Origin of the sequence: Okeanomitos corallinicola TIOX110, from assembly GCF_038050375.1 — a bacterium.
Classification (GTDB): domain Bacteria; phylum Cyanobacteriota; class Cyanobacteriia; order Cyanobacteriales; family Nostocaceae; genus Okeanomitos; species Okeanomitos corallinicola.
In genome coordinates this window covers 4,307,340-4,321,725 of record NZ_CP150886.1, presented here as the reverse complement: position 1 = coordinate 4,321,725, position 14,386 = coordinate 4,307,340, and the positions used below count along the sequence as shown (strand labels likewise).

The 14,386-nt window shown below is 37.9% G+C and carries 12 protein-coding genes; 6 read left to right on the top strand and 6 right to left on the bottom strand.

The window, feature by feature from the left end; all coding sequences use genetic code 11:
* Window positions 1-27: 27 nt before the first annotated feature.
* Window positions 28-1,191 (top strand): ferrochelatase, encoded by a 1,164-nt coding sequence (gene hemH, locus WJM97_RS18910; protein ID WP_353930320.1) that lies wholly within the window; start codon window positions 28-30, stop codon window positions 1,189-1,191.
* Window positions 1,192-1,254: 63 nt separating this feature from the next.
* Here the strand turns inward: hemH and WJM97_RS18905 are convergent, their stop codons facing one another.
* The 4 genes from WJM97_RS18905 to pgl form a co-directional block, all read right to left on the bottom strand.
* Window positions 1,255-1,806: a DUF4126 domain-containing protein gene (locus WJM97_RS18905; RefSeq protein WP_353930319.1), complete on the bottom strand. Its 552-nt coding sequence runs from the start codon at window positions 1,804-1,806 to the stop codon at window positions 1,255-1,257.
* A 395-nt stretch (window positions 1,807-2,201) separates the two neighbouring features.
* Complete coding sequence (locus WJM97_RS18900) at window positions 2,202-2,945, bottom strand: M50 family metallopeptidase (protein ID WP_353930318.1); 744 nt, start codon at window positions 2,943-2,945, stop codon at window positions 2,202-2,204.
* A 104-nt stretch (window positions 2,946-3,049) separates the two neighbouring features.
* On the bottom strand, window positions 3,050-4,000 hold the full coding sequence (locus WJM97_RS18895; RefSeq protein ID WP_353930317.1) for an FHA domain-containing protein: 951 nt from the start codon (window positions 3,998-4,000) through the stop codon (window positions 3,050-3,052).
* Window positions 4,001-4,105: 105 nt separating this feature from the next.
* Entirely contained in the window at window positions 4,106-4,828 is a 723-nt protein-coding gene (gene pgl / locus WJM97_RS18890) for a 6-phosphogluconolactonase (RefSeq protein ID WP_353930316.1), read from the bottom strand.
* Window positions 4,829-5,356: 528 nt separating this feature from the next.
* Here pgl and WJM97_RS18885 point away from each other — a divergent pair.
* The 4 genes from WJM97_RS18885 to WJM97_RS18870 all read left to right on the top strand — a co-directional run bounded on the left by WJM97_RS18885 (window position 5,357) and on the right by WJM97_RS18870 (window position 11,505).
* A complete protein-coding gene (locus tag WJM97_RS18885; protein WP_353930315.1) occupies window positions 5,357-5,962 on the top strand; it encodes a VTT domain-containing protein in 606 nt (201 codons plus the stop codon).
* Between the two features lie 41 nt (window positions 5,963-6,003).
* Entirely contained in the window at window positions 6,004-6,627 is a 624-nt protein-coding gene (locus tag WJM97_RS18880; protein ID WP_353930314.1) for an exopolysaccharide biosynthesis protein, read from the top strand.
* A gap of 100 nt (window positions 6,628-6,727) precedes the next feature.
* Entirely contained in the window at window positions 6,728-8,452 is a 1,725-nt protein-coding gene (locus WJM97_RS18875) for an ABC transporter ATP-binding protein (protein WP_353933214.1), read from the top strand.
* A gap of 155 nt (window positions 8,453-8,607) precedes the next feature.
* The gene (locus WJM97_RS18870) at window positions 8,608-11,505 is read left to right on the top strand and encodes a CBS domain-containing protein (protein WP_353930313.1); all 2,898 of its coding nucleotides are present in this window, start codon (window positions 8,608-8,610) and stop codon (window positions 11,503-11,505) included.
* 101 nt (window positions 11,506-11,606) lie between these two features.
* Here WJM97_RS18870 and WJM97_RS18865 read toward each other — a convergent pair whose 3' ends face one another.
* On the bottom strand, window positions 11,607-12,560 hold the full coding sequence (locus WJM97_RS18865) for a diguanylate cyclase (RefSeq protein WP_353930312.1): 954 nt from the start codon (window positions 12,558-12,560) through the stop codon (window positions 11,607-11,609).
* 336 nt (window positions 12,561-12,896) lie between these two features.
* Between WJM97_RS18865 and WJM97_RS18860 the strand changes: the two genes are divergently transcribed.
* Window positions 12,897-13,757: an alpha/beta hydrolase gene (locus WJM97_RS18860; protein ID WP_353930311.1), complete on the top strand. Its 861-nt coding sequence runs from the start codon at window positions 12,897-12,899 to the stop codon at window positions 13,755-13,757.
* A gap of 265 nt (window positions 13,758-14,022) precedes the next feature.
* On the opposite strand, the gene WJM97_RS18855 is transcribed toward WJM97_RS18860, so the two are convergent.
* Entirely contained in the window at window positions 14,023-14,325 is a 303-nt protein-coding gene (locus WJM97_RS18855; protein WP_353930310.1) for a DUF1816 domain-containing protein, read from the bottom strand.
* Window positions 14,326-14,386 lie beyond the last annotated feature (61 nt).

Genomic DNA, 14,386 nt, shown 5'->3' with positions numbered 1-14,386 from the left:
TGTAAGGATTGGGGGAAAGTAACTGCTATGGGTCGTGTAGGCGTATTATTACTCAATCTTGGTGGACCAGACAAATTAGAAGATGTGGGTCCATTCTTATATAACCTATTTTCTGATCCTGAAATTATCCGTCTACCATTTCGTTGGATGCAAAAACCATTAGCTTGGTTTATTGCCACACGGCGAGAAAAAACTTCTCAGGAGAATTATAAACATATTGGTGGTGGTTCTCCACTACGGCGCATTACCGAAGAACAGGGAGATGCTTTAAAAGCCAAACTGGAAGAGATGGGGAAAGCAGCGGATATCTATGTAGGAATGCGTTATTGGCATCCTTACACAGAAGAGGCGATCGCTCAACTAGCAGAAGATAAAATTGACAAGTTGGTAATTTTGCCACTTTATCCCCAATTTTCTATTAGTACCAGTGGTTCTAGTTTTCGACTGTTAGAAAAACTGTGGCAAGAAACCCCCAAACTTCAGCCTTTGGAATACACCGTTATTCCTTCCTGGTACAAACAACCAGGTTATCTGCAAGCAATGGCAGAACTCATAATTGAGCAACTAAATAAATTCCCTCACCCAGATCAAGCACACATCTTTTTTAGCGCCCACGGTGTCCCAAAAAGCTATGTTATCGAAGCTGGTGATCCCTATCAGCAGGAAATTGAGGAATGTACTCAATTAATTATGCAAACCCTCAATCGTCCCAATGATCACACCTTAGCTTATCAAAGTCGGGTTGGGCCTGTGGAATGGTTGCAACCTTACACTGAGGATGCTCTCAAAGAACTAGGTGCAAAAGGTGTAAAAGACTTGGTAGTTGTGCCAATAAGTTTTGTTTCCGAACACATCGAAACCCTGCAAGAAATTGACATTGAATATCGGGAAATAGCCGAAGAAGCCGGAATTGAAAACTTTCGTCGTGCTGCTGCACCCAACACCCATCCGGTATTTATTCAAGCCCTAGCAGACTTAGTAGTTGAATCTTTAGAAAAACCTGATTTGAAACTCTCTCAAGTTACCCAGATGAAAAAAAGGGTAAGAATGTATCCCCAAGAACGTTGGGAATGGGGAATGACAACTAGCGCTGAAGTCTGGAATGGCCGTATAGCTATGCTAGGTTTTATCGCCTTAGTGATCGAAATGCTGACCGGCAGAGGTTTACTCCACGCCATAGGGCTTTTATAGTAGGTGAGAGGTGAGAGGTGAGAGGTGAGAGGTTACAGGTAGTAATTTATTCTCCCCATCACCTTACTCCCTCTGTTGGCTATTTTCCCAGTACCACTGATACCATTGTTTAGCACTGTGAATGGCAAACCAAAGTAATACTAAAGCAATTAGTCCACCTTGTTGGGGAGCGTCAACAGCAAAAAGTACCAAAATTACACATAAACTATCTTGTAGGAATACAGCCCACATTGGTAAACCGCGCAAGCGATAAAACCAACCTAACTGAACAAGTTGTAGTACCAAAGCCAATAAACCACCAACACAGGCAATAATCCAACTTGGTAATTCTGCGGCTGATGCTACAGCTAACCCCATAATAGCCCCTACAATGGGAGATAAAAATAACTGGATCATTTGTATGATTCTTTGCCCACGTAGCCTTTTGGAAGCAAATAGTTCAAATAGTGACCAACTGGTTAATAGTCCAACTAAAACATAAGGTGAAATACGCGATAAAACTGGCACTTGAGACCATAGGTTTGCGCCTTGTAGTAAACCAATAATCAACAAGGGTATACCTAATCTTAGTCCTGCCGCTGCTCCGGCAGATAGTGTGGCGAGAATTTCAATCATATAAATATCCTCCCAGTTACTACACTACGAAAGGAAGATTATAAACACTGGGTATATTGAAAAACTGTGGTTTGACAAAATTAATATTAATTATTTTGTTCATAAGACTGAACGCTGTATTTATGTTTTATATGAACAGTTGTAATATATTTTTTTCGTATTTGCATCGGTATCATAATCACTTTCTATAGGCAATTTTTGGTAACAAGTAATTTATATCTTGTCCGGTGAAATACTTATAATTCAGGTAATAAAAGGATGTTTTCTAATTAGTAATAATGTAACGCACCATTTAAAATATAAATTTTTGGTGCGGTTTTGGTGCGGTTTTGGTGCGGGTTTTCCGCTACTTGTTTACCTCTGACTGCTGACTGTTGAAAACTACGTTTCTTCAATCATTGCGAACGATAAGCAACCCGCAAACTCTGTACTAAGATCACTAAAGAAAGTACAGCCATCAAACCACCCCAAAACCAATAAGGTAAAAATAAATATCTTTGCATTTGTGCTGTATCGGAAAGTCCCAACGGTCCAGCACGATAACTAAATAAATAATTTAATTGATGGTAGGTACTCACACAAGCTTGCACCCCTAAAAATTGAATTGTAAAACCTTGTACCCCACGAGAAGTTTTCAAAGCTACTGCCAAAATAGCGATACCCAACAAGGGAACTGCGATCAATCCAAATCCAGAACGTACCCAAACCAAGGTAGAAAATAATAAAAAACCTCCCAAAATTTTCAAACTCAGGGAAGCGGTTTTAAAACTACGAGAGGCCAGAATTAAGGCTGCACCAGCAATAGGTGGACCCATTGGCCCAGCAGCAGCAACTAAAGCCGGACCTATTGGGCCTAAACCTGAGCGCATAGTATAGCTGGCTACACCAGAACCATTACTGAAAATCAGTAACTTCTGAAAATTTCCCCCTAACATCAAGGCCATCAAACCATGTCCCATTTCATGAAACCAAGTCGCTAGGATGGTAAATGGGTATAAAATATAATCACCAGCGGGAAATTGCCAGAGAATAGCAGTAGCAACTGCTGCTCCCACCAGCCAGTTTAAACCCATCTTTTCAAATTCTGGGGGTGCTTCTGCAAAAGGTGGAAAATCTTTTAGATTCTTGGGGTCTCTCATAGATAAAATTCTTGATAATATAATTCGTAACCCGTAATTTATAACTACCCATTATGAATTACGAATTACGAATTATCAATTACGAATTATCGGAAATTATTTCTCTAAGAGAGTTGAAATAAGAAAGTTACCAAATCTCCCTTACCTAAACTGATGCGATCGCCAGGACGCAAACGGTGTCTATTTCCTGGTAACAGCGGTAGATTATTAATGTAAGTACCGTTGGAACTACCCACATCTTCTATATAGTGAGAACCCCCTTCAATCCGAATATCTGCATGAACCCGTGAGACAATTTCTGAATTAGAAAATCCCGCCACATCAATATCTGGAGGAATACGATCATTAGGCTTGCCTATATGAATTACAGACAGGTTTTGTGGTAATTCAATTTCTTGATTACTTTGTACATGGAATAACCGTGCTACAACTTGTTGTAATTGGGTTCTAGATGCACCTACTGGTTCTGCTTCTGATACAGGTGTAGGTACTGGAGGTGGTGGAGGTGTAACTGCTTCCGGTGCAGGTGTAGGTACTGGAGGTGGTGGAGGTGTAACTGCTTCCGGTGCAGGTGTAGGTACTGGAGGTGGTGGAGGTGTAACTGCTTCCGGTGCAGGTATAGGTACTGGAGGTGGTGGAGGTGCAACCGCTTCCGGTGCAGGTGTAGGTACTGGAGGTGGTGGAGTTTGTATAGGTTGTGGTGCTGGTGAGACTACTGTGGGTGGTAGATTAGAAGCAGCGGCAGGAGTAGCAGGAGCAGCTACCCCTAAAGGATCAGATTGTAAAAGTTCTAACATTGGATCAGGTGCAACCAAAGGTGGTACTTCCACGGGAGCATTAGCAGTAATTGTTTCTGCCACCACTGTTGGTTCTACTGAGGCTGGGGCTGCATGAGAATGTAAATTGTAGCCACACTGACCACAAAAAGCAGCATCTGCCTGTACAGTTGCCCCACAACTAGGGCAGCTAGTAGTTGCTGGTAAAGGCGTGTAACAAGCTTCGCATTGCACAGCGCCATCTGGATTAGGATGATTGCAATTTGGGCAGACGATCATGAATCTAAGCCTTTTTCAAGATTATTGTAAAATATATCACTCACAAGAAAGGGTCAGTTGTCAGTTCTTAGACTCTTCACTGTCACCTGTTTCCTGTGAACTAATTTATGGTTTGAGTTCCAAACCTGCTGCTTGATCTAGCAGCCATATCAATTCTCCTTGAGGTTTAATCAAGCGGGATGGATAGGCAAAATCATCAGCTGCTGGAGCAAAAACTTGGGCTAACGCAGGTCTTTTATTTGCACCAGCTGCCAAAAAAATTACACTTCTGGCAGCATTGATAAATGGGTAGGTGAAAGTAATGCGGGGATTACCATCTTTGTTACCTACAGTAACCAAGCGATCGCTTACACTTAAAGCTTCTGTGTGGGGAAAAAGAGATGCAGTGTGAGCATCATCACCCATTCCCAATAAAACTACATCTAATTGAGGAAATTTTCCTGGAGCAGAACCGAAAAATGCTTGCAGATGCTTTTCATGTTCAGCCGCATCTACTGTTGGATTTCCTGATAAAGTTGGCACGGCATGAATATTAGCTGCTGGAATAGCAACCCGATCTAACCATGCACGACGTGCCATTAGTTCATTGCTATCAGGGTGATCTGCTGGAACATAACGTTCATCACCCCAAAAAACATGAATTTTATCCCAAGGTAGGTTTTGATTACCTATTGCTTCATATAAAGGTTTAGGTGTGCTACCACCAGATAAAGCAATGCTAAATTGCCCCCTTTCTTGAATGGCAGTTGCCAACTTGGATAGAATTAAATCTAGTCCCCGTGCTACTAATGCCGGTAAATCCGGTAAAATTTCAACCGTTTTGTTCATGACTTTATCATTACATAGCCTACTTCCAGCAATAGAATATCTAACTTCTGACAATTTATCTTTTTAGTTTTTGAAACTTTTAACATCATCAGGAGTCAGTAGGCGAAAGTTGTTTTTCTTCCTCACATCCTCAGCCTCTTTCTTGCTTATCACTGTTATAACCAGTAACTTGGTTTATTATCTAATAACTGTTATCTGATAACTGTTATCTGATAACCGTCTTGGGAGAGTAGGATATTCAGAAATCAGGATATCAAGGATATCGGGGAACTAGAAGAAATTTCAGTATTTTCCAGAGTGATCAACAACCCAAAAAAGTATTAAATTTTTCCGAGTACCACTATTTCTTATTTTTATTTTATCCCCTGCTGATAACTCTCAATTCCTTGATTTATAAAGGTTCTCGGTTGATTCAGTCACCCCTACTTAATCTCAGATATCTTGTTCTAAACTTAATAAAAATTTTTATTTTTTCAAATTACATAACGTTAAGATTTTGGATACAACTTTTTGGGTGAGTATGATTATATGCACTTTGATTTACTACAATTAATTAAATCACTGGGTTATTTTGGAATCTGGGGAATTATTTTTGCAGAATCGGGCTTACTATTTGGTTTTTTTCTGCCTGGTGACAGTCTACTTTTTACGGCTGGATTTGTTGCTTCTCAGCATTTATTGAATATTTGGATTTTAATTGTTGGTGCTTTTATCTGTGCTGTTTTAGGCGATACGGTTGGCTATATCACTGGCAACAAATTGGGTAAAAAACTATTTCAAAAAGAAGATTCATTATTTTTTCATAAAAAACATATTATTAAAACACAAAATTTTTATCAAAAACATGGTATAAAAACTATCGTTTTCGCCAGATTTGTTCCTATTGTTCGGACTTTTGCACCCATTGTTGCTGGTATTGGTTCTATGAACTACCGCCAATTTTTTTCTTACAACCTCATTGGCGGTTTTTTCTGGACATTTGGCATAACTTTTTTAGGTTTTTTCCTGGGTAGATATTTACCCGCAGAACAGCTAGATAAGTATCTGTTACCAATAATAGGTTTAATTATTGTGATTTCTTTATTGCCGTCAATTCTGCATCTAATCAAAGAAAATAGAGTTAAAAAAGGTTAGAATTTCTGTCTTAGTAATCAACAAAATCATTAAAATCATTTATGGCTAAACTTTCCCAGGAATTACAACGCTATTTTTTTGAAGAAGAAAGACCAGAAAAGGTAAGTTTAGCAGATATTTTACTGCTGGCTAAGGAGAGAATTTTTGGGTTTTTGTTAATTATTCTGTCTCTACCTTCGGCTTTACCAGTCCCTGCACCTGGTTATTCTATTCCTTTTGGGATTCTCATTTTTATTTTAGCAGTACAGTTAATTGCAGGTGCAAAAACTCCCTGGCTACCGTCAAAAATGCTTAATCATCAAATGCAACTTTCTACTGTACAGGGGTTTATGAAAGCGGGACTTCCTTGGTTGCGAAGAATTGAAGGGATCGCTCGTCCTCGTTTATCCTACATTTGTACTGGTTTAGCCGGTAGAATCATTATTGGCTGTATGATTGCTCTGATGGCTATTTCTATGATGATTCCTATCCCTGGGACTAATACTTTACCAGCAATAGGTGTTTTTGTGACTGCCTTTGGCTTGTCGGAGGATGATGGTGCTATTAGTTTGGGTGGTTTAGTTCTATGTTTAATAGGTGGAATTTTAACTACATCAATTTTATTCGCTTTTATCTGGGGTGGTTCTAGTCTGCTAGATATAATCAAGACTTGGTTAGGTAGGTAGAAGATGGGAAGATGGGGAGGTAAATAACCCAATGACTAATAACTAATGACTAATAACTAATGATTAATAACTAATAAAATAACTAATGACTAATGACTCTTTGAAAACACGTTCTAATTATTGGTTACTATTACCCTACATCCGTAAGCAGTGGGAAAATGTCGCTAAGGGGTTTGTTGGTATTATTGGCTATGTGCTGGCTACCTTAACGCTGATTAATGTGGCGGGTAAATTGGCTGTTCCCTTTGGTGAGGGGAATGTGGTGGCGATCGCCCAATTAACGGGTATCTGTGCTTTAGTATTTCTTGTCCGTGGTTTTTTTCAATCTGTACAAGATTTATATATGGCACGGACAGCTTTAAGGGTTGCTTTTTATCTCCGTCAACAGGTTTACGCACATTTACAAAAACTCAATCTTAGCTATTTTGAAACTGCAAAAGCTGGTGATTTATCCTATCGTCTCACGGAAGATGTAGACAGAGTTGGGGAAGTTGTCAATAAGCTTTTTCATGATTTTATTCCCTGTGTTTTGCAGTTAATAGCAATTCCCATTTACATGATTTATTTAAATTGGCAACTAACCTTAGCTACTGTGATTGTTGCCCCAATTATGGGAGTTTTAATTGGTTGGTTTGGGGAACGTTTACGGAAATATTCGCTCAAAAGTCAAAATCGAATTTCTGATTTATCTGCTATTTTAACAGAAGTTTTTAGTGGCATTCGTTTAATTCAAGCTTTTGCCGCCGAAAATTATGAAATTGCTAGATTTAGTCATGAAGCAGAAAGAACTTTAAAGGCTAAATATTCAGCCGAAAAATTAAAAGCCATTCAAATTCCCATTGTGGGATTTTTAGAAGCTGTGAGTGCTTTATCTTTATTAATGGTGGGAACTTGGCAGATTTCCCAAAATAATTTAACCGTAGGAGAATTTTTTAGTTATTTAGCAGCAGCAGCCTTGTTAATTGATCCGATCGGTCATACTACCAATAATTATAATGAATTTAAACAAGGTGAAGCTTCCGTTGATCGGGTATTTGAATTATTAGCTATTCAGCCAACAGTATTAGAAAATCCTATTGCCATTACTCTCCCATCTGTGAATGGTAAAGTGGAATATCGTCATGTTACCTTTGCTTATAAACCAGGAGAGTTAGTATTAAATAATATTAGTTTAGTAGTAAATCCTGGAGAAGCGATCGCCTTAGTTGGTGCTTCCGGTGCTGGTAAAACCACATTTGTGAATCTGTTACCCAGATTTTATGATCCCGAAATTGGCGAGATTTTTATAGATGATGTCAATATTCGGGATGTCACCTTAAATAGCTTAAGAAAAAACATTGGTATAGTTCCCCAAGAAACAATTATGTTTTCCGGAACTATTGCCCAAAATATTGCCTTTGGACAAAATACTTTTGAGATGGCCGCAGTGGAAGCAGCGGCTGAAATTGCTAACGCCCATAAATTTATTATGGAACTACCAGAAGGTTATCAAACTTGGGTAGGTGAGCGTGGTGTCAACTTATCAGGAGGACAAAGACAAAGAATAGCGATCGCCCGTGCTGTACTATTAAACCCACAAATTTTAATACTTGATGAAGCAACATCAGCCTTAGATTCAGAATCAGAAGCCTTAGTACAAGAGGCTTTAGAAAGATTAATGGCAAATCGAACCGTGTTAATTATCGCACATAGATTATCCACAGTCAGAAAATGCGATCGCATTTTAGTCTTAGAAAAAGGGCAAATAGTCGAATCAGGAAATCACCAAGAATTATTAAATCTAGCAGGGAGATATGCACGATTTTATGCCCAACAATTTAGTTAATTTAACTATGACAAACTCGTAAATGATTAGGGACTTCTGCCAGAGTTTGCATCCAATTTTCTCAAGCTATCACCATATGTTAAACTAAAGCAGCATTGTGGGAAAAATATTCAAAAAAAGAATAAATAAACTAAACGCAACTTCTGGGTTTGATCATGAAATCTGCAAATCCTCTACCAAATCAGCACGTTAACAAATTTATTCAGCGTCATTTTGCAACAGTCGGCCCCAATGCCAGTTTACTGGAAGTATTACAAATTATGAGTTTAGTGGTTGACGCTGCTACCAGTGGATCCCCACGCCCTACTTGCGTTTTAGTCGTGGACAACCAGCAACTTGTTGGTCTGTTAACAGAACGAGATTTAGTGAAATTATCAGCACAACAACGTAATTTTCGAGAAACGAAAGTTCACGAAGTCATGACTAGGGAGTTGATCACCTGTCAAGAATCAGCAGTGCAAGAAATAATGACAGCGCTTAACCTCCTACATAAACATAAAATTCGTCATTTACCAGTTATCAACTCACAGAAGCAACCAGTAGGTTTAGTCACACCATCAAGTATTCACAGTGTCCTACAACCAGCAGATTTACTCAAGTGTTGTTATGTCAGAGAAGTAATGGCAGAAAATGTCATTCATGCTCCTCCCACAGCTACGGTACTGGAATTAGCACAAATTATGGCTTCTCATCATGTAAGTTGTGTAGTTATTGGTAATGAATGTAAACCTGGAAATAAACCTGGAAACATCCAGCCTGTAGGAATTATTACAGAACAGGATATTGTTAAATTCCAACATTTACAAATTAACTTGAGGGAACTAAAAGCCGGACAAGTAATGAGTTCCCCTGTGCTTTTTGTTAATCTTGATGATTCTCTCTGGGAAACCCATCAAAAAATGCAGCAACAAAATGTGCGGCAATTGGTAGTGACTAACAAAGAGGGTAATTTAGTCGGAATTTTAACCCAGACAAATATTTTACGGGCTGTAGATATTAAAGAACTACACCAAATTATTGACATCTTGCAACAGCAGGTAGAAAGACTAGAAAATGAAAAAATACATTTACTTCAACGCCTCAATTCTGATTTGCAAGCACAAGTAAGCGACAATAACAGCAAATTACAAACCCAAAGTCAAAGTAACCAACTTTTAGCCGATAGTGAACAACAGTACAGAATTTTAGTCACTCATGCACCCGTCGGTATTTTCCAAGCAGACGAACAGAGTAAATGCTTATATGTTAATCCTCATTGGTCAGAATTAACTGGAATTTCTGCCCTAGAAGCCATGGATGAAGGATGGGAAAAAACACTTCATCCCGATGATCGGGAAAACATTTTGACTGAGTGGAATAATTCTACTCAAAAAAGTGGTTATTTCTCAATGGAATACCGTGTCTGTAGGCCTGATGGAGAAATAGTTTGGGTATCTGCTCAAGCAGTGGCTGCACAAAATCCAGCAGGTGAAGTTGTTCATTACTTCGGGACTTTGATGGATATCACAGCGCGCAAACAAGCTGAACAGGAACTAAACTTGAAAAATTTAGCTCTAGAGCAGGCAAAACAGGAAGCGGAAACAGCTAACCAAGCTAAAAGCGAATTTCTGGCTAATATGAGTCACGAAATCCGCACACCGATGAATGCTATTTTGGGTTTTGCCGATTTATTAAAATCGGAGGTCATAAAACCGGATATAGTTTCTTATATTCAAGCTATTACCTCCAGTGGTAAAACTTTACTGGCATTAATTAATGATATTCTTGACCTATCTAAAATTGAAGCAGGTAAACTAGAACTTTACTATGAACCTGTTAATTTACGAGAATTAATTGCAGAAATATTACAAATATTTAGTCTCAATGCTATAGAAAAAAATATCATTTTGCAATCAAATATTGAGGAGGAAATCCCTCAATTTATTTATATTGATCAAGTCCGTTTACGACAGATTCTCTTTAATGTTGTTGGGAATGCTATCAAATTTACAGAATCAGGCTATATTAAAATACATATTCGTTGCCAATTTTATTTGACAGACACAGAAGAAAAAGTTTGGTTAGAAATTGCTGTTGAGGATACAGGTATTGGTATTGCTCGTGAACAACAACAAAGTATTTTTGAGGCATTTTTTCAAAGTTCAAGTAAGAGCAATCGCAAATATGGGGGTACAGGTTTAGGACTAGCGATAACTAAGCGATTAATGAATATGATGGGGGGAATAATTACACTCCAAAGTGAATTAGGACAAGGTAGTATTTTCACTTTTGTTTTTCCCGCAGTTTCACCTACCACTGAGTTAAAAGAAATAGTTACACAATCATCACTTGACTATGATTTAAACCAGTTTACCCCCAGTACAATTTTAGCTGTAGATGATGTGGTATCAAATCGGAACTTAATTCAGGCATATTTTCATCAAACACATCACCAAATTTTATTAGCAGAAGATGGAAAACAAGCCATTGATTTATTAGAAATATATAATCCAGATTTGATTTTACTAGATTTAAGAATGCCTGTAATAGATGGAAAAGAAGCTGCACAGTATCTCAAGCAAAATGAAAAAACTAAACGTATTCCTATCATTATTTTGACTGCTTCCTCTCAACCTGAAGATAAATATGAACTTGAGCAAATTTGCGAAGGATTTTTATATAAACCTGTTAGTTGTGTCCAACTTGTTAAAGAACTCAAGAAACATTTAGCACCGATAGTAAATATTGAAACTGAGCATCACTTCAATAGCTTAAATAATAGTCAGAAAAAATTACAATCATTAAATATTTATGTGAATGTAGATGAATTATTACTCAAGTTAAAACAGCAAGAAGAAACAACATGGCAGAATGTACGTAAAACCTTTAAAATCCGTGAAATGAAGCAGTTTATCCAGTTGCTAAAAACTTGGGGAAAAGAACATCAGTGTGATTTATTATCAGATTATGCAGAGAATTTGCAAACTAAGTTAGATACTTTTGATATAGACGAAATACCTGGGATTGTAGAGCAGTTTCCATCAGTACGACAAGCCATAGAATCTCTGATATAGCAGTCAGCAATTTGTAAGAATTCAGGAGTCAGCATATTTGATTAACTAGTAGATTATCATCTAATAGATTTTCGTATAATTGCTCAAAAGCTAACAGTAATTTAATCAATATGATGTATAATTACTCGGTTACGTCCTTGATTTTTTGCTTGATAAAGTGCCTGATCTGCTCGTTGAATCATAGTGTCAATGGTCTTATCTCCCAAATGATAACCAGACACACCAATACTGATCGTTATTGACACTTGTTTATCTTCAACAGTGATAGATTGATTTTGAATACTGGTTCTAATTCTTTCAGCTACTATTAAAGCTTCATCTGTATCTGTTTCTGGTAGTAATACGACAAATTCCTCACCACCAAATCTGCCAAAACAATCTGGTTTACGTAAATTATTAATGACTATTTGAGTCATAAAAATAATTACTTCATCACCTACATTATGTCCGTAGGTATCATTGATTTTTTTAAACTTATCAATATCTATTAAGAGTACGGAAAAGGAAAAATTATATCTCTGACTACGTTTTATTTCTTGTTCTGCTACTATTAAAAGATAACGACGATTCCAAATTCCTGTTAACGTATCTGTATTAGCTAACTTCTCTAATTGTTGAACTAATGCTACTTGTTCTTCTAGTAGTTTTTTTAATTTTTGTCGCGAATATTTTAATTCCAAGTGCATTTTTACCCTAGCCAAAAGTTCGCCAGTATTAAAAGGTTTTGTCAGATAATCAACTGCTCCTTTCTCAAAGGCTTTAAGTAAATGATCTTGCTCTTGACTTGCAGAAAGAAAAATAATGGGAATATCTGCTAATTCTGGATTACATTGAATTTTTTCACATACTTCTAAACCATTTATTTCTGGCATCATCAAATCTAGTAAAATTAAATCTGGTTGGGCCGAATAAACACGCTCTAAGGCTTGATAACCATTAGAAGCTAAAGTTACCTCATAACCTTCTTTATCTAAAATGTTGGCCATGATTTGTAAATTCATTTTCACATCATCAACTACTAAAATTAAGCAGTCTTCCGGATTAAAAAGCTTCATCAATTAATCAATCCTATTCAAAGATTACCGGAGATTAAACCTATCATTATTCCAGGTTTGGGTAATATTCCCGTAATTAGTAATATTTTATTTCAGTAAGATATTCTATTTTATTTATTGTTGTTACTAATTGTATTAACTACATACACAATATTTAACACCAGCTTGAATATGGATTTATGGGATGGAATTATGGGCTGATTTAGCTCTGAACTTAATCAATCTCAAGCCTCATAAACGCCTATTTTTTTAACCCGGCTTTCAGGCTCTATCCCTTATGAAAGAACCTGTTTAGCACCCTTGTCACCCCCTGAACTTTTTTAGTAAGCCCGAATTATGAATCATCAACCTCTTCATGTTTACATTCAAGGTCGAGGATTTCCTATACTTGCTTTACATGGTCATCCTGGCAGTGGACGTAATGTTTCTGTTTTTACTGATCATTTATCAAAACGCTTTCAAACCCTTGCTCCAGATTTGCGTGGCTATGGCAAAAGTCACTGTAACGAAGATTTTAATATGCACGACCATTTAGAGGACTTAGAAGCCCTCCTAGATAGCTTGGAGATAGAAAAATGTTTAGTGGTTGGTTGGTCATTGGGGGGAATTTTGGCAATGGAATTAGCATTGCGTTTACCCGAACGAGTCACAGGGCTAATTTTAGTTGCAACCTCCGCTAAACCCTGGGGAAGTCATCCGCCTATCTCTTGGCAGGATAATGTTTATACTGGTGTGGCAGGAATATTAAACTATATTAAACCTGGTTGGTTTTGGAATATTGAAACCTTTGGCAAGCGATCGCTATTTCGTTATTTGATTCAACAGCATACACCCACAGCTTACAGTTATATTGCTAAGGAAGCTGTACCAGCTTATTTACAAACTTCTAACTATGCCACTCGCGCTCTCTACAGTGCCATTAAAACCGGATATAACCGATTACCAGACCTAGAAAAAATCCCATGTCCGAGTTTGGTACTAGCTGGGGATGAAGATCGTCACATTACAGCTGCTTCTAGTTTAGAAACAGCAAAACATCTAAAAAACTCCCAATGGCAATCTTACCCCAACACAGCCCATCTCTTCCCTTGGGAAATACCCCAACAGTTACTAGGCGATATTGACCATTGGTTAGAAGCACATCCAGAAGTAATTTTTGACATACCTCCTCGTCCTAAAGGAGCGAGGATTCCTTGACACTTCGCTGGGATGCGCCACAAGTGGTCTTACCGTCCCTCCATGTCCGTTTAGAGTCTCCCAATGCCCTATGGCGACTATACCTAAATTTTACCATAAAGCCGTCCTAGAAGGACGGGGCTTGTATCCCATTCTTTTGGTCATTCGTAATTAGGCTTCTTGTTACCTGTCACTTAAAAATTTGGGAAAAATTTGGGATGTTGTTTATCGTTCCCAGAATTAACTAAAAATCAACCCAGGAACGATGACAGCCTATGGATTTATCTTACATTTGACCGCTAAAGGCAGGCTTTACTTTACGGTCAATCCTTTCCCCCAGGTCTTCAGCAATTGTTAAAACATAAGGTTTACAACGCTTGACATTGACTATAATGCCTTGCGCTCCTTCAGTTTCTAAATCCTCCACATACCCTTTGCTAGCCAAGTTTGCATCTACCGAGCTGATAAATGGGCCAAAGTAGTATGTGCAACTAGGACTTTGGGTGACAATCTCCACCCACCAAGCGAAGCCAAGACCGTTAGATAAGCTAATTAGCCCTTCTTTAAGATTATGCCAAATAGTTTGCATGGTTTTCACCAATTTATAAACGTTTTCTGGGTGTTAAAGAATATGTGAAATTGATTCTGTT

Coding starts and splice junctions, on each gene's coding strand:
- hemH (WP_353930320.1), top strand. CDS start 28: ATGGGTCGTGTAGGCGTATTATTACTCAATCTTGGTGGACCAGACAAA.
- WJM97_RS18905 (WP_353930319.1), bottom strand. CDS start 1,806: ATGATTGAAATTCTCGCCACACTATCTGCCGGAGCAGCGGCAGGACTA.
- WJM97_RS18900 (WP_353930318.1), bottom strand. CDS start 2,945: ATGAGAGACCCCAAGAATCTAAAAGATTTTCCACCTTTTGCAGAAGCA.
- WJM97_RS18895 (WP_353930317.1), bottom strand. CDS start 4,000: ATGATCGTCTGCCCAAATTGCAATCATCCTAATCCAGATGGCGCTGTG.
- pgl (WP_353930316.1), bottom strand. CDS start 4,828: ATGAACAAAACGGTTGAAATTTTACCGGATTTACCGGCATTAGTAGCA.
- WJM97_RS18885 (WP_353930315.1), top strand. CDS start 5,357: ATGCACTTTGATTTACTACAATTAATTAAATCACTGGGTTATTTTGGA.
- WJM97_RS18880 (WP_353930314.1), top strand. CDS start 6,004: ATGGCTAAACTTTCCCAGGAATTACAACGCTATTTTTTTGAAGAAGAA.
- WJM97_RS18870 (WP_353930313.1), top strand. CDS start 8,608: ATGAAATCTGCAAATCCTCTACCAAATCAGCACGTTAACAAATTTATT.
- WJM97_RS18865 (WP_353930312.1), bottom strand. CDS start 12,560: ATGAAGCTTTTTAATCCGGAAGACTGCTTAATTTTAGTAGTTGATGAT.
- WJM97_RS18860 (WP_353930311.1), top strand. CDS start 12,897: ATGAATCATCAACCTCTTCATGTTTACATTCAAGGTCGAGGATTTCCT.
- WJM97_RS18855 (WP_353930310.1), bottom strand. CDS start 14,325: ATGCAAACTATTTGGCATAATCTTAAAGAAGGGCTAATTAGCTTATCT.